We start from the raw sequence: 16,599 nt of genomic DNA on the forward strand, positions 1-16,599 counted from the left end.
CACGGAGGCTGTTATGCTCAGTATCTTCAAACCTGCGCTGCATCGGGCGCGTCTGCCAGAGGCAGAAATTGATCCGCTATACCGCCGTCTGCGCTGGCAAATTTTCCTGGGGATCTTCTTCGGGTACGCGGCGTACTACCTTGTACGTAAAAACTTTGCGCTCGCCATGCCGTATCTGGTGGAGCAGGGCTTCTCCCGCGGCGATCTGGGGTTCGCGCTGTCGGGGATCTCAATCGCCTACGGTTTTTCCAAATTCATCATGGGTTCCGTGTCGGATCGCTCGAATCCGCGCGTGTTCCTGCCCGCCGGCCTGATCCTGGCGGCCGCGGTCATGCTGTTCATGGGCTTTGTGCCGTGGGCAACCTCCAGCATTGCCGTCATGTTCGTGCTGCTGTTCCTCTGCGGCTGGTTCCAGGGGATGGGGTGGCCGCCGTGCGGACGCACCATGGTGCACTGGTGGTCGCAGAAGGAGCGCGGCGGCATCGTGTCGGTGTGGAACTGCGCGCATAACGTGGGTGGCGGTATTCCGCCGCTGCTGTTCCTGCTGGGGATGGCCTGGTTCAACGACTGGCACGCTGCGCTGTATATGCCTGCCTTTGGCGCCATCGTCGTGGCGATTATCGCTTTCGCGCTGATGCGCGATACGCCTCAATCCTGCGGCCTGCCGCCGATTGAAGAGTACAAAAACGACTATCCGGATGATTACAGCAAAGAGCACGAAGAAGAGCTGACCGCAAAACAGATCTTCATGAAGTACGTCCTGCCGAACAAGCTGCTGTGGTACATCGCGGTGGCGAACGTGTTCGTTTACCTGCTGCGCTACGGCATCCTCGACTGGTCGCCAACCTACCTGAAAGAGGTGAAGCACTTCGCGCTGGATAAATCCTCGTGGGCCTATTTCCTGTATGAATATGCCGGGATCCCGGGCACGCTGCTGTGCGGCTGGATGTCGGACAAGGTGTTTAAAGGTAACCGCGGCGCGACGGGCGTGTTCTTTATGACCCTGGTCACCATCGCGACCGTGGTGTACTGGCTTAACCCGCCGGGTAATCCGGGTGTGGACATGGCCTGCATGATTGTTATTGGCTTCCTGATTTACGGTCCGGTGATGCTGATCGGTCTGCACGCGCTGGAGCTGGCACCGAAAAAAGCGGCAGGCACGGCGGCAGGCTTTACCGGTCTGTTCGGCTATCTGGGCGGTTCGGTCGCGGCGAGCGCCATCGTGGGCTACACCGTTGACTTCTTCGGCTGGGACGGCGGCTTTATGGTGATGATCGGCGGTAGCGTGCTGGCGGTACTGCTGCTGATTGTTGTGATGATCGGTGAGAAACGTCACCACGCGGAAGTGCAGGCGCGTCGTCAATAAGGAGCAATGCCATGAAATTATCTTACGTAACAACCGGCCTGCTGCTGGCGGGCCTGATGACCGGCTCCGCGCTGGCGGCGGATAAAATCGTTATCGCCCACCGCGGTGCCAGCGGGTATCTGCCGGAGCACACGCTGCCGGCAAAAGCGATGGCCTATGCCCAGGGCGCGGATTATCTGGAGCAGGATCTGGTGATGACGAAGGACGACCAGCTGGTTGTCCTGCATGACCACTATCTGGACCGCGTGACGGACGTGGCGGAGCGCTTCCCGGACCGCGCGCGAAAAGATGGCCGCTACTACGCCATCGACTTCACGCTGGCGGAGATCCGTTCCCTGAAGTTTACCGAAGGCTTCGAGATTGAAAGCGGCAAGAAGGTGCAGGTCTATCCGGGGCGTTTCCCGATGGGCAAATCTGACTTCCGCATTCATACCTTCCAGGAAGAGATTGAGTTTGTTCAGGGGCTGAACCACTCAACCGGCAAAAACATCGGTATCTACCCGGAGATCAAAGCGCCGTGGTTCCACCATCAGGAAGGAAAAGACATTGCTGCGAAGACGCTGGAGGTGCTGAAACAGTACGGCTACACCAGCAAGAAGGACAAAGTTTACCTGCAGTGTTTTGACGCCGCCGAGCTGAAGCGCATCAAAACCGAGCTGGAGCCGAAGATGGGGATGAACCTCAATCTGGTGCAGCTGATTGCCTATACCGACTGGAATGAAACCCAGGAGAAGCAGCCGGACGGGAAGTGGGTGAACTATAACTACGACTGGATGTTTAAGCCGGGCGCGATGAAGCAGATTGCGCAGTACGCCGACGGCATCGGGCCGGATTACCACATGCTGGTGGCGGAAGGATCGGCCCCGGGCCACGTGAAGCTGACGGCGATGGTGAAAGAGGCGCACGCCAGCAAGATGCAGGTGCATCCGTACACGGTGCGTGCAGACCAGCTGCCGCCGTATGCCACGGATGTGAATCAGCTTTATGAGGTGTTGTATAACCAGGCGGGCGTGGACGGACTGTTTACGGATTTCCCGGATAAAGCGGTGAGTTTTTTGAAGGATAAACGCTGAAATTGCCGGGTGGCGGCTGCGCCTTACCCGGCCTACGAACTGCGGTTTTGTAGGTCGGGTAAGCGAAGCGCCACCCGACACAATCACATCTCGATCTCTATATCGCCTTTTGCCCGGCAGCAGCAGGGCAAAATTTCCCCTTCGTTGATAAAGGCCAGCGGTTCGGTCAGCCAGTCCACCTGGCCTGCGACCAGACGGCAGCGGCAGGAGCCGCAGTAGCCGGAACGACACTGGTACTCTACTTCTACCTGATGCGCCTCAAGCGCCACCAGCAGAGAAGGGTGCTCCTCCCGACACAGTACCTCAGTGCCGGAAAGGCTTAACGTGACGCGTGACATCAGAGCTGGAAGTCGCTCAGGTCGTCGGTGTTGACTTCAGAATCAATCTGACCGACCAGGTAAGAGCTGACTTCCACTTCCTGCGGCGCAACCTGCACGTTATCGGACACCAGCCAGGTGTTGATCCACGGGATTGGGTTAGAGCGCGTCTGGAACGGCAGGTCGAGACCGACGGCCTGCATACGGATGTTGGTAATGTACTCAACGTACTGGCACAGGATGTCTTTGTTCAGGCCAATCATGGAGCCGTCGCGGAACAGATAGTCCGCCCACTCTTTCTCCTGCTGAGCCGCCAGCACGAACAGGTCGTAGCACTCCTGCTTGCACTCTTCGGCGATTTCCGCCATCTCCGGATCGTCCGTACCGCTGCGCAGCAGGTTCAGCATGTGCTGGGTACCGGTCAGGTGCAGGGCTTCATCGCGGGCAATCAGGCGGATGATTTTGGCGTTGCCTTCCATCAGCTTGCGCTCGGCAAAGGCGAAGGAGCAGGCGAAGCTCACGTAGAAGCGGATCGCTTCCAGCGCGTTGACGCTCATCAGGCACAGATACAGCTGTTTTTTCAGCGCGCGCAGGTTCACGGTAACGGTTTTACCGTTCACGTTGTGCGTGCCTTCACCCAGCAGATGCCAGTAGCTGGTCATCTCGATCAGCTCGTCGTAGTAGTGGGAAATGCCTTCCGCGCGCTTCTGGATCTGCTCGTTGGTGACGATATCGTCAAACACCACCGCCGGATCGTTCACGATGTTGCGGATGATATGGGTGTAAGAGCGGGAGTGGATCGTCTCGGAGAACGCCCAGGTTTCCACCCAGGTTTCCAGCTCAGGAATGGAGATCAGCGGCAGCAGCGCCACGTTTGGGCTACGGCCCTGAATGGAGTCCAGCAGCGTCTGGTATTTCAGGTTGCTGAGGAAGATATGCTTTTCGTGATCCGGCAATGCCTGGAAATCAATACGATCGCGGGAAACGTCCACTTCTTCCGGGCGCCAGAAGAAGGAGAGTTGCTTTTCGATCAGCTTTTCGAAGATGTCATATTTTTGCTGATCGTAGCGTGCCACGTTGACCGGCTGGCCGAAGAACATCGGCTCTTTGAGCTGGTCGTTTTTCGTCTGTGAAAAGGTGGTATATGCCATGAGTGTGTCCTGTGAGAGATTTTGTCAGTCGGGCAAACAAAATCGTAGGCCGGGTAAGCGTAGCGCCACCCGGCATTTACATTAGATCTTACATGCGCCGCTTTCGCAGCCATCGTCCTGAATTGACGGCACCATGTCGTCCTGCGCGTCTTCCGCACCGTCACGGGTGTTGTGATAGTACAGCGTTTTCACGCCAAATTTGTAGGCGGTGAGCAGGTCTTTCAGCAATTGCTGCATCGGTACCTTGCCGGACGGGAAGCGCGTCGGGTCATAGTTGGTATTGGCAGAAATCGACTGGTCGATAAACTTCTGCATGATACCCACCAGCTGCAGGTAGCCGTCGTTGTTCGGCATTTCCCACAGCAGCTCGTAGTTATTACCCAGCGTTTCGTAGTCCGGTACGACCTGACGCAGCACGCCGTCTTTCGACGCTTTGATGCTGACGTGGCCGCGCGGCGGCTCAATACCGTTGGTGGCGTTGGAGATCTGCGAAGAGGTCTCGGACGGCATTAGGGCAGAGAGCGTCGAGTTACGCAGGCCGTGGGTCTTGATGGACTCGCGCAGGCCTTCCCAGTCGAGATGCAGCGGCTCGTTGACAATCGCATCCAGGTCTTTCTTGTAGGTGTCGATTGGCAGAATGCCTTTCGCGTAGGTGGTTTCGTTGAACCACGGGCACGCGCCTTGCTCTTTCGCCAGCTCGTTAGAGGCTTTCATCAGGTAGTACTGAATCGCTTCGAACGTCTGGTGCGTCAGGTTGTTGGCGCTGCCGTCAGAGTAACGCTTGCCGTTTTTCGCCAGCCAGTAGGCGAAGTTGATTACGCCGATACCCAGGGTACGGCGGCCCATTGCACCGCGTTTGGCGGCCGGGATTGGGTAATCCTGGTAGTCCAGCAGGGCGTCGAGCGCGCGAACCGCCAGCACGGCCAGCTCTTCCAGCTCGTCCAGGCTCTTAATCGCGCCCAGGTTAAACGCGGACAGCGTACACAGCGCGATTTCGCCGTTTTCGTCGTTCACGTCTTCCAGCGGTTTGGTCGGCAGGGCGATCTCCAGGCACAGGTTAGACTGGCGCACCGGGGCGACGACCGGGTCAAACGGGCTGTGGGTGTTGCAGTGGTCCACGTTCTGGATGTAGATACGGCCGGTAGAGGCACGTTCCTGCATCATCAGGGAGAACAGGTCTACCGCCTTCACGCGCTGCTTGCGGATGCTGTCGTCTTTTTCGTATTTGGTGTACAGACGCTCGAACTCGTCCTGATCGGCAAAGAACGCGTCATACAGGCCCGGCACGTCGGACGGGCTGAACAGCGTGATGTCTTCGCCTTTCAGCAGACGGGTGTACATCAGCTTGTTGATCTGCACGCCGTAGTCCATGTGACGCACGCGGTTGCCTTCCACGCCACGGTTGTTTTTCAGGACCAGCAGGCTTTCCACTTCCAGGTGCCACATCGGGTAGAACAGGGTCGCAGCACCGCCGCGCACGCCGCCCTGAGAGCAGGATTTTACTGCCGTCTGGAAGTGTTTATAGAACGGGATACAGCCGGTGTGGAACGCTTCACCGCCGCGAATCGGGCTGCCCAGCGCACGGATGCGACCGGCGTTGATGCCGATACCGGCACGCTGGGAAACGTATTTCACGATGGCGCTGGAGGTGGCGTTGATGGAATCCAGGCTGTCACCACACTCGATCAGTACGCAGGAGCTGAACTGACGGGTTGGGGTACGCACGCCGGACATGATTGGCGTCGGCAGAGAAATCTTGAACGTGGATACCGCATCGTAGAAACGCTTCACGTATTCCAGACGGGTGTCGCGCGGATAGTTAGAGAACAGGCAGGCGGCCACCAGAATATAGAGGAACTGGGCGCTTTCGTAGATCTCACCGGTTACACGGTTCTGAACCAGGTATTTGCCTTCGAGCTGCTTCACCGCCGCGTAGGAGAAGTTCATGTCGCGCCAGTGATCGATAAACCCGTTCATCTGCTCGAACTCTTCTTCCGTATAGTCTTCCAGCAGATGCGTGTCGTATTTGCCCAGCTCAACCATTTTCACCACGTGATCGTAAAGCTTCGGCGGCTCAAACTGGCCGTAGGCTTTTTTACGCAGGTGGAAAATCGCCAGACGCGCAGCGAGGTACTGATAATCCGGTGCTTCGCGGGAGATGAGGTCAGCCGCTGCTTTAATGATCGTTTCGTGGATATCAGACGTTTTGATGCCGTCGTAGAACTGAATGTGGGAACGCAGTTCGACCTGGGAGATAGATACGTTGTTCAGTCCTTCTGCTGCCCAGTCGAGAACTCGATGGATTTTGTCCAGATTGATACGCTCGGTAGTACCGTCGCGCTTTGTCACCAGCAGACTCTGATTCATGTGGGTTTTACCTGTCCGTGAAATAAAAAATATCCCCCGCTTATCCACAGAACCGTCTTGTGACTAACTCTGTGGATAAATACTACATATAGGGGGTTTGCGATAAGAAAAACGCTATATGGTGAGTATTCTAGTATCGAATCTTTTCAGCACAAGGGTTGATTTTGACGTTAAATTGAGGTTGTGAAAGGGTAAAAAAGGCTAAGTCCTCGTACCGTAAGGCCTGGAAGACATGTCAATAATTAAGAAAAAAAATTCAAAATTTGATCGAGTGCTGATTTCTTCAACGGGAGGTCAGAATTGCGCAACATGATGTCGCGCAATCTTTATAAGAATAACGAATGACGTTAGTCGTTTTTGGCGGTGGTGTGCAACATATAGTTAACATCAACGCCCGGTGCGAGCTTGAATTTATCGGTCAGCGGATTGTAGTGCAGGCCGGTGATGTGCTGCTCTTTGAGCCACGTCTGATCAACCCAGCTTAACAACTCCGCAGGCTTGATGAATTTCTTCACGTCGTGGGTGCCTTTCGGCACCATGCGCAGGACATACTCTGCGCCGACGACGGCCATCAGCCAGGCTTTACCGTTGCGGTTGATGGTCGAGAAGAAGACCTGACCGCCCGGTTTCACCAGTTTTGCACAGGCGTGCACCACCGACTGCGGATCGGGAACGTGCTCCAGCATCTCCATGCAGGTCACCACATCGTACTGATGGGCGTGTTTTGCCGCGTGCTCTTCCACGGTTTCCTGCACGTATTCCACCTGTATACCGGACTCCAGCGCATGAAGGCGGGCCACCTGCAGCGGTTCAAAGCCCATATCCAGGCCAGTGACGTTCGCCCCTTCGCGCGCCATGCTCTCAGCCAGGATGCCGCCGCCGCAGCCGACGTCGAGCACTTTCTTACCGAACAGACCGCCGGAACGCTCCGCGATATAGCCCAGACGCAGCGGGTTAATGCGATGCAGCGGTTTGAACTCACCTTCGAGATCCCACCAGCGGGACGCCACCGCTTCAAATTTGGCAATCTCTTCGTGGTCAACGTTGTGAACCACCGGGGATTTTTCGGCATTCATGGGCGCTTTTACTCCTTATTTAGCAAGACAAAGGAGTATATCAGGCAATCCCCGTGAATAAAGCGTATAGGTTTACCTCAATCACCTCGGCTGTGTTATAATTTGCGACCTTTGAATCCGGGATACAGTAGAGGGATAGCGGTTAGATGAGCGACCTTGCGAGAGAAATTACACCGGTTAACATCGAGGAAGAGCTGAAGAGCTCCTATCTGGACTATGCGATGTCGGTCATTGTTGGCCGTGCGCTGCCGGACGTCCGCGATGGCCTTAAGCCGGTACACCGTCGCGTACTATACGCCATGAACGTATTGGGCAATGACTGGAATAAAGCCTATAAAAAATCTGCCCGCGTCGTCGGTGACGTCATCGGTAAATATCACCCGCATGGTGATACCGCCGTGTATGACACCATCGTTCGTATGGCGCAGCCATTCTCCTTGCGTTACATGCTGGTAGATGGTCAGGGTAACTTTGGTTCAGTCGACGGCGACTCCGCTGCGGCGATGCGTTATACGGAAATCCGTATGTCGAAAATCGCTCATGAGCTGATGGCCGATCTGGAAAAAGAGACCGTTGATTTCGTCGATAACTACGACGGCACCGAGCGAATTCCTGATGTGATGCCAACCAAGATCCCGAACCTGTTAGTGAACGGTTCGTCCGGTATCGCGGTCGGTATGGCAACCAACATTCCGCCGCACAACATCACCGAGGTGATCAACGGCTGCCTGGCCTATATCGACGATGAAGACATCAGCATTGAAGGGCTGATGGAACACATCCCGGGTCCGGACTTCCCGACGGCGGCGATCATCAACGGTCGTCGCGGTATTGAAGAAGCGTACCGCACCGGCCGCGGCAAGATTTACATCCGTGCCCGCGCCGAAGTGGAAGCGGACGCTAAGACCGGCCGTGAAACCATCATTGTTCACGAGATCCCGTATCAGGTGAACAAAGCGCGTCTGATTGAAAAAATCGCCGAGCTGGTAAAAGAAAAACGTGTTGAAGGCATCAGCGCGCTGCGTGACGAGTCTGACAAAGACGGTATGCGCATCGTGATTGAGATCAAACGCGACGCGGTGGGCGAGGTTGTGCTGAACAACCTGTACTCCCAGACTCAGCTTCAGGTCTCCTTCGGTATTAACATGGTTGCACTGCACCATGGTCAGCCGAAGATCATGAACCTGAAAGAGATCCTGAGCGCGTTCGTGCGTCACCGCCGTGAAGTGGTGACCCGTCGTACCATCTTCGAACTGCGTAAAGCGCGCGACCGTGCGCACATCCTTGAAGCGCTGGCGGTTGCGCTGGCCAACATCGACCCGATTATCGAGTTGATTCGTCGTGCGCCAACCCCGGCGGAAGCGAAAGCAGCGTTAGTGGCTCGGCCATGGGCGCTGGGTAACGTTTCTGCGATGCTCGAACGTGCGGGCGACGACGCTGCGCGTCCTGAGTGGCTGGAACCTGAGTTTGGCGTGCGTGACGGTCAGTACTACCTGACCGAGCAGCAGGCCCAGGCGATTCTGGATCTGCGTCTGCAGAAACTGACCGGCCTTGAGCACGAAAAACTGCTCGACGAATACAAAGAGCTGCTGGAACAGATCGCCGAGCTGCTGCACATCCTGGGTAGCGCAGAGCGTCTGATGGAAGTGATCCGTGAAGAGCTGGAACTGGTCCGCGATCAGTTCGGCGATGAGCGCCGCACCGAAATCACCGCGAACAGCTCTGATATCAACATTGAAGATCTGATCAACCGCGAAGACGTGGTGGTCACCCTGTCTCATCAGGGCTATGTGAAGTATCAGCCGCTGACCGACTACGAAGCACAGCGTCGTGGCGGTAAAGGTAAATCGGCAGCACGTATTAAAGAAGAAGACTTTATTGACCGCCTGCTGGTGGCAAACACCCATGACACGATCCTCTGCTTCTCAAGCCGCGGTCGTCTGTACTGGATGAAAGTCTATCAGCTGCCGGAAGCAAGCCGCGGCGCGCGTGGTCGTCCAATCGTGAACCTGCTGCCGCTGGAAGCGAACGAACGTATCACCGCCATCCTGCCGGTACGCGAGTACGAAGAGGGCGTGAACGTCTTCATGGCGACCGCCAGCGGTACCGTGAAGAAAACCGAGCTGACCGAGTTCAGCCGCCCACGTTCCGCCGGGATCATCGCGGTGAACCTGAACGAAGGCGACGAGCTGATCGGCGTGGATCTGACCTCCGGTTCTGATGAAGTGATGCTGTTCTCTGCCGCCGGTAAAGTGGTGCGCTTTAAAGAGAACGCGGTCCGTGCAATGGGTCGTACCGCTACGGGCGTTCGTGGTATCAAACTGGCTGGCGAAGACAGCGTTGTTTCCCTGATCGTTCCGCGTGGTGAAGGCGCAATCCTGACCGTTACGCAGAATGGCTACGGTAAACGTACAGCAGAAAGCGAATACCCGACCAAGTCTCGCGGCACGCAGGGCGTTATCTCTATCAAAGTGACCGAGCGCAACGGTTCCGTTGTGGGCGCGGTGCAGGTGGACGATGCCGACCAGATCATGATGATCACCGATGCCGGTACGCTGGTGCGTACCCGCGTGTCTGAGATCAGCGTGGTGGGGCGTAACACCCAGGGCGTAATCCTCATCCGTACAGCGGAAGATGAAAACGTGGTGGGTCTGCAGCGTGTTGCTGAGCCGGTGGATGACGAAGAGCTCGATTCCATCGACGGTAGCGTTGCGGAAGGCGATGATGATATCGCGCCGGAAGCCGACACTGACGATGACGCAGCGGATGACGCTGACGAGTAATGTCTCCTGATGCAAAAAAGGGCCGGATTCCGGCCCTTTTCTTTTGCACAAGCAGATAAGTCAACGTTGCGACCTGGCGCGTTTACCGCTACCTTAACCACATTCTTTTGACCCCGACGGCGGAGCCTCGCCCCCTTGAAATACCTCGTCTCCTTTCGTACTACGCTGAAAGTCTCTCGCTATCTGTTTCGGGCGCTGGCGCTCTTGCTCTGGCTGCTGGTGGCCTTGTTCTCGGTGTTTTACATCGTTAACGCGCTGCACCAGAAAGAAGCGGAGATCCGCCAGGAGTTTAACTTAAGCTCTGACCAGGCCCAGCGCTACATTCAGCGAACGTCTGACGTGATGAAGGAGCTGAAGTATATTGCCGAAAATCGTCTGACGGCGGAAAACGGCATCCTTGCGCTTCGCGGGCGTAATGATAAAACCGAAGTCCCGGACTTCCAGCCGCTGTTCCCGGACTCCGATTGCTCCACCATGAGCAACACCTGGCGCGGGTCGCTGGAATCCCTTGCCTGGTTTATGCGCTACTGGCGCGACAATTTCTCCGCCGCCTACGACCTGAATCGCGTATTCCTGATTGGCAGTGAAAATCTCTGCATGGCTGACTTTGGCCTGCGCGATGTGCCCGTTGAGCGTGACAATGCGCTGAAAAGCCTGCATGAGCGTATTGTGAAATATCGCAATGCGCCGCAGGACGAGCGCGGGAATAACATCTTCTGGGTTAGCCAGGGCCCGCGCCCGGGCGTGGGCTATTTCTACGCCCTGACGCCGGTGTATCTCGGCAATCGCCTGCAGGCGCTGCTGGGGATTGAGCAGACCATTCGCATGGAAAACTTCTTCACCCCAGGCAGCCTGCCCATGGGGGTGACCATTCTGGATGAAAACGGTCATCAGCTGATCTCGCTCGCCGGGCCGGATAGCCGGTTAAACGTCGAACCGCACTGGATGCAGGAGCGGTCGTGGTTTGGCTATACATCAGGTTTCCGCGAGCTGGTGCTGAAGAAGAGCCTGCCGCCTTCGTCGCTGAGTATTGTCTATTCGCTGCCGGTGGATATGGTGCTTGAGCGGATCCGCATTCTTATCATGAATGCCATTCTGCTGAACCTGATCGCGGGTGGGGCGCTGTTCACCCTGGCGCGCATGTATGAGCGGAAAATCTTTATTCCCGCCGAAAGCGACGCCCAGCGGCTGGAGGAACACGAGCAGTTTAACCGGAAGATCGTCGCTTCGGCGCCGGTGGGGATCTGTATTCTGCGTACTCAGGACGGGACCAATATCCTGAGTAACGAACTGGCGCATAACTACCTGAACATGCTGACGCATGAGGATCGGCAGAGACTGACGCAGATTATCTGCGGTCAGCAGGTTAACTTTGTCGACGTGCTCACCAGCACGCACACCAACCTGCAGATTAGCTTTGTCCATTCCCGCTATCGCAATGAAAACGTGGCGATTTGCGTTCTGGTGGATGTCTCCGCGCGCGTGAAGATGGAAGAGTCGCTGCAGGAGATGGCGCAGGCCGCGGAGCAGGCCAGCCAGTCGAAATCCATGTTCCTTGCCACCGTCAGCCACGAGCTGCGAACGCCGCTGTACGGGATCATCGGTAACCTCGATCTGCTGCAGACGAAAGAGCTGCCGAAAGGGGTCGACAGGCTGGTGACGGCGATGAACAACTCCTCCAGCCTGCTGCTAAAAATCATCAGCGATATTCTCGACTTCTCTAAAATCGAGTCTGAGCAGCTGAAAATCGAGCCGCGGGAGTTCTCGCCGCGCGAGGTCATGAACCACATCAGCGCCAACTATCTGCCGCTGGTGGTGCGTAAACAGCTGGGGCTCTACTGCTTTATCGAACCGGACGTGCCGCTTACGCTGCACGGCGATCCGATGCGCCTGCAGCAGGTCATTTCTAACCTGCTCAGCAACGCCATCAAATTCACCGATGTTGGCTGTATTGTGTTGCACGTCTGCCGGGCGGGGGATTACCTGAGCATTCGCGTGCGCGACACGGGCGTCGGCATCCCGGCGAAGGAAGTGGTTCGCCTGTTCGACCCGTTCTTCCAGGTCGGGACCGGCGTGCAGCGTAACTTCCAGGGCACCGGGCTGGGGCTGGCGATCTGTGAGAAGCTCGTCAGCATGATGGACGGTGATATCTCCGTGGATACCGAGCCCGGCATGGGCAGCCAGTTCACCATCCGCATTCCGCTCTATTCGGCGCAGTATCCGGCAAAAGCGACGGTGGACGGACTGAGCGACAAGCGCTGCTGGCTGGCGGTGCACAACGCCTCGCTGAATGACTACCTGACGGCGCTGCTTGCCCACAGCGGCGTGAGGGTGTGTCGCTATGAAGGTCAAACACCGGATGTGGACGATGTGCTGATCGCCGACGAGATGCCGGAACAGCCGTGGCAGGGGAGAGGGTCGGTGCTCTTCTGTCGTCGCCACATTGGCATTCCTGTCGAGCGTGCGCCTGGGGAATGGGTACACAGCGTCGCTACGCCGCACGAGCTGTTGAGCCTGCTGGCGCGCATCTACAAAGTGGAGCTGGAAGAGCGCGACGGCGCGGGCGGATTGCCGTCACCGGACTCTCTGGCGTCGGTGAATGACGATATGATGATTCTGGTGGTGGATGACCATCCGATTAACCGCCGCCTGCTGGCTGACCAGCTTGGATCGCTGGGCTACCAGTGCAAAACGGCCAATGACGGCGTGGATGCGCTGAATGTGCTGAGTAAAAATCATATTGATATCGTGCTTAGCGACGTGAACATGCCAAACATGGACGGCTACCGTCTGACGCAGCGCATCCGACAGCTGGGCCTGACGCTGCCGGTGGTGGGCGTAACGGCGAACGCGCTGGCGGAAGAGAAACAGCGTTGTCTGGAGTCAGGCATGGACAGCTGTCTGTCGAAACCGGTGACGCTGGACGTGCTGAAACAGACATTGTCGATTTACGCGGACCGCGTGAGAAAAACCAGAATATAAAAAAGGCCCGCAAGGGCCTTTTTATTTGCCCGGCGGCGCTGCGCTTGCGCGGGCCTACGGGCTCTGTAGGCCGGGTAAGCGCGAGCGCCACCCGGCATTTACAGTGGGGATCAATCCTTGTCCGTTGCGCTCAGCGTAACGGAGGAGAGATAGTTCAGCAGTGCAATATCGTTGTCCACACCCAGCTTCATCATCGCTGATTTCTTCTGGCTGCTGATGGTTTTAATACTGCGGTTCAGCTTCTTGGCAATCTCGGTCACCAGGAAACCTTCTGCGAACAGGCGCAGAACTTCACTCTCTTTCGGGGACAGGCGTTTGTCACCGTAGCCACCCGCGCTGATTTTTTCCAGCAGGCGAGAGACGCTCTCAGGCGTGAACTTCTTGCCTTTCTGCAGCGCAGCGAGCGCTTTTGGCAGATCGGTCGGCGCGCCCTGTTTCAGCACAATCCCTTCGATGTCCAGATCCAACACCGCGCTCAGGATCGCCGGGTTGTTGTTCATGGTCAGAACGATGATCGAGATGTCCGGGAAGTGACGTTTAATGTATTTGATGAGCGTGATCCCATCACCGTACTTATCTCCTGGCATGGAGAGATCGGTAATGAGCACGTGTGCATCAAGTTTTGGGAGGTTATTGATCAGTGCTGTAGAGTCTTCAAATTCACCGACTACATTCACCCACTCGATCTGTTCAAGTGATTTGCGAATACCGAACAGTACAATCGGATGGTCATCGGCAATAATTACGTTCATATTGTTCATGTATAAGGCTACCTTGCTACAGCAAGCTTTTGACGTAGGCGTCAATGTCGCTGATGTATTTTTCAATGCCAGAGGCATCTTTCTCACGAATTAGATGTTCCAGCGTTTCACATAACTGCTTGCCGGGAACCAGATTAAGCATGGCAAACACCCCTTTAAGCCGGTGTGCTGTCTGTGCCAGCGCTGCAAAATCATTCGCAGCGGACTCAGTATACAACCGCTTAACATCATCTGGTACTGTATCAACAAAGAGTGAATAGTATCCGCTGGCGTGAAGCTCGGCATTTTCATTGCCGCCTAACGGCGATTCCGCTATCTCTTCCTGCGCCAGCTGCTCTTCTATTAGTTGTAGTACAGCTTCCTGCATCGCATTGCTTATATTAAAGTTGACGCGCAGCTGGCCAGGGCCGATTTTCCGCACGCCTGACTCATCATCGCTTAAAAGCAAGCCGGAGGCAGTAAGATTAGACGGATTATCAGTTAAAAACAGATCAAATTCTTGACTTGCAAGTCTTTCATCCGGCGTGATGCAGGCCGCACCCCAGTTTTCTAACTGGCGAACAACAATATTGCGGATCTCGTTCGAGGTCACATCGACCATCACCACGACATCATCCAGCAGACGTTCTTCATCTTCTTCCTGCGGATTGGCCGCCATTTTCACGTGCAGAGAATAGCGGGTGCCGAGGGATTCACGGGCTTTGATATTCAGATGGCCGCCGAGCTTACGCGCCAGCTGATCGCATAGCCAGAAGGTCAGGGCATTGGCCTTGCCGTAGCGATCGCTTTGCGTGTCATTCAGGAACGGGAAGTGCAGATTATCAATTTCACTCGTTGTGACGCCTTCCCCGGTGTCCAGGATGCGGAACGCCAGGCGGTCTTCTGCCGACTCCTCCGCGCTGACTTCAAGGGTGATCTTGCCGATCTGCGTGGTGGTTACGGCGTACTGAATAATCATCAGCAGAATGCGGCGCAGCGCTTCGCGATCGCCGTGGCGTTTGTCATTCGCAGGGAGATTGTTATTGATCAGCAGCTGCAACCCTTTGCGCTTAATCACGGGCAGCACGTCCGGCACCACTTCATCAATCAGATCCTGAATGGAGAAGAGGGTTGGGGTTCCCTTCCAGAAATCATTCTCCAGCATGTTCGCCAGCTGGATCTCATCAACCATTCTGACCAGCGAATCGGCCTGGCAGGCAAGCTGGTGGCTTTCAGCGGTGTTTAACGCTGCCGCCTGGGTCGCCAGCGTTTTTAACGGCTGCTTGAAGGCATCGCCAATGTTCTGCATGAATGCGGCGCGCCCCTGCTGGTTTTTCTCATACAGTCTTTGTGCCTGCTTGAGCTTTTTATTGACCAGCACTTCGCGATCCTGGTCGCGAATAATGAAGATTTGCGTGCGGGGAGCCACCTGGCTGCGGAACTGACGGATCTCGTACAGTTCATTGTTAATGGTGGCCTGAATCACCCCCTGGTGTTGGTCCGCCATGGTGGTGATGTTCTGCAGGTTAAGATGCGGCAGCAGATGGTCGGCAATTTTGTTGCTCATCACCGTACGATTCGCTTCCTGATCGTGAACCAGGACCCCAAGCGGCAGCACGGAAACAATCTCTTCATTCAGTGCGCGCAATACGCGTAGCTCATTGCTGGTGCCGGCCGGAACCGCAGACGCGTCGCTCTGACGCCCCGACTGGAAACGGAAGGTGCTGTAGCCAAACAGCGCCAGCGCCAGCAAACCGATATTCAACAGCAGAGGCAGCAGGATATTTTGCAGGGTGTCGAGCAACAGCGTGCCAAACGGCACCTGCCACACCAGACGCATACCGGTCGAATTCAGCGATGAGGCAATTTCGATTTTCGAGCCGTTAAAGGAGATCGATACGCTCTCGGCGGCCTCTTTGTCCGACGCCGCACGCATGTTCTGGGTGCTGCTGTCTGGCTCCATACGGAAGCTGTCGAGCGGCATGTCCGGCGGGATTAAATCATTAATCGGTAAATCGAAGGCCACCACCGTCGCCAGATGTCCTGGCTGGTTGAACGTGGTGCGCAGGGTAAAATAATGACCGTTTTGCCAGGCCAGACGGCGCAGGGAAGAGAAGCTCTCACGTTCATCAAGAGCATTCGCCTGCTGCAGCATCTCTGCCCGGCGGGAATCGACGATGCTGCCCACGGTTGTCTCTTTAAAACCGGAAGAGAGATCTTTTAACGGCAGCGTTGAGATCAGGATCATGCTGTTGTCCTGACCGTTCAGATAGTACATCGACCACGGCACCGTTTCAGCGCCCCAGAGGGTATCCAGATAGGTCGAAATACGCTGCGTCATCTCAAGCGTCGCGCTGTCGTGAGAGCCAAAGATAAGCGCCTCGGTCTTACGCTGCGGTTTTTCGAGATAATAGACATCCTGCTTAAGCCGCGTCTCCTGAAGTCCATCCCCGGACGAGGAGGTCGGGGCAGCCGCGATATTGTCGTAAATCTGCCAGGTGGCGTAGCGCCAAGTATCTATGCGCTTGTGCACGGCATGGGTGATATCAACGACCTGATAGCTCTTATCCTTCAGCCAGGCGTTAACCGCGCTTTGTACCATCACCCCCATGGTGACTAACAGCACAACAATCAAAAGAAGAAAGAAACGGGTGATGCTCCCGGGAAGGAGGGAAAATTTGCTCGGGGCGGTAGTTTCAGTCTGACTCATTGATATCTTTAACCCGTTATGGTCGTGCTCTGTG

10 protein-coding genes are annotated in these 16,599 nt (G+C 56.1%); 4 read left to right on the forward strand and 6 right to left on the reverse strand.

The window, feature by feature from the left end:
• Nucleotides 1-13 precede the first annotated feature (13 nt).
• On the forward strand, nt 14-1,366 hold the full coding sequence (gene glpT, locus AB8846_RS13820) for a glycerol-3-phosphate transporter (protein ID WP_370732938.1): 1,353 nt from the start codon (nt 14-16) through the stop codon (nt 1,364-1,366).
• Nucleotides 1,367-1,377: 11 nt separating this feature from the next.
• The gene (gene glpQ / locus AB8846_RS13825; protein WP_370732940.1) at nt 1,378-2,439 is read left to right on the forward strand and encodes a glycerophosphodiester phosphodiesterase; all 1,062 of its coding nucleotides are present in this window, start codon (nt 1,378-1,380) and stop codon (nt 2,437-2,439) included.
• Between the two features lie 83 nt (nt 2,440-2,522).
• On the opposite strand, the gene yfaE is transcribed toward glpQ, so the two are convergent.
• The 4 genes from yfaE to ubiG all read right to left on the reverse strand — a co-directional run bounded on the left by yfaE (nt 2,523) and on the right by ubiG (nt 7,350).
• Nucleotides 2,523-2,777 carry a class I ribonucleotide reductase maintenance protein YfaE gene (yfaE, locus tag AB8846_RS13830; RefSeq protein ID WP_008500234.1) on the reverse strand — a complete coding sequence of 85 codons (255 nt, stop codon included), beginning with the start codon at nt 2,775-2,777 and terminating at the stop codon, nt 2,523-2,525.
• Entirely contained in the window at nt 2,777-3,907 is a 1,131-nt protein-coding gene (gene nrdB / locus AB8846_RS13835) for a class Ia ribonucleoside-diphosphate reductase subunit beta (RefSeq protein WP_047346599.1), read from the reverse strand. The genes yfaE and nrdB overlap by 1 nt, the downstream gene beginning before the upstream one ends.
• A gap of 81 nt (nt 3,908-3,988) precedes the next feature.
• Nucleotides 3,989-6,274, reverse strand: a complete 2,286-nt coding sequence (gene nrdA, locus AB8846_RS13840; RefSeq protein WP_063143748.1) for a class 1a ribonucleoside-diphosphate reductase subunit alpha — start codon at nt 6,272-6,274, stop codon at nt 3,989-3,991.
• 347 nt (nt 6,275-6,621) lie between these two features.
• The gene (ubiG, locus tag AB8846_RS13845) at nt 6,622-7,350 is read right to left on the reverse strand and encodes a bifunctional 2-polyprenyl-6-hydroxyphenol methylase/3-demethylubiquinol 3-O-methyltransferase UbiG (RefSeq protein ID WP_058841537.1); all 729 of its coding nucleotides are present in this window, start codon (nt 7,348-7,350) and stop codon (nt 6,622-6,624) included.
• 146 nt (nt 7,351-7,496) lie between these two features.
• Between ubiG and gyrA the strand changes: the two genes are divergently transcribed.
• Together gyrA and rcsC are read left to right on the forward strand one after the other, a co-directional pair.
• Complete coding sequence (gene gyrA / locus AB8846_RS13850; protein ID WP_370732942.1) at nt 7,497-10,133, forward strand: DNA topoisomerase (ATP-hydrolyzing) subunit A; 2,637 nt, start codon at nt 7,497-7,499, stop codon at nt 10,131-10,133.
• Nucleotides 10,134-10,268: 135 nt separating this feature from the next.
• Nucleotides 10,269-13,115, forward strand: coding sequence for a two-component system sensor histidine kinase RcsC (rcsC, locus tag AB8846_RS13855; protein WP_370732943.1), 2,847 nt, complete (start codon nt 10,269-10,271; stop codon nt 13,113-13,115).
• A gap of 110 nt (nt 13,116-13,225) precedes the next feature.
• Here the strand turns inward: rcsC and rcsB are convergent, their stop codons facing one another.
• Together rcsB and rcsD are read right to left on the reverse strand one after the other, a co-directional pair.
• Nucleotides 13,226-13,876, reverse strand: a complete 651-nt coding sequence (rcsB, locus tag AB8846_RS13860; protein ID WP_003859405.1) for a response regulator transcription factor RcsB — start codon at nt 13,874-13,876, stop codon at nt 13,226-13,228.
• 16 nt (nt 13,877-13,892) lie between these two features.
• Complete coding sequence (gene rcsD, locus AB8846_RS13865) at nt 13,893-16,565, reverse strand: phosphotransferase RcsD (protein ID WP_063143751.1); 2,673 nt, start codon at nt 16,563-16,565, stop codon at nt 13,893-13,895.
• Nucleotides 16,566-16,599: the final 34 nt, after the last annotated feature.

It is taken from the genome of Enterobacter sp. KB-221C9 (assembly GCF_041320715.1).
In the GTDB taxonomy this organism is placed as follows: domain Bacteria; phylum Pseudomonadota; class Gammaproteobacteria; order Enterobacterales; family Enterobacteriaceae; genus Enterobacter; species Enterobacter asburiae_D.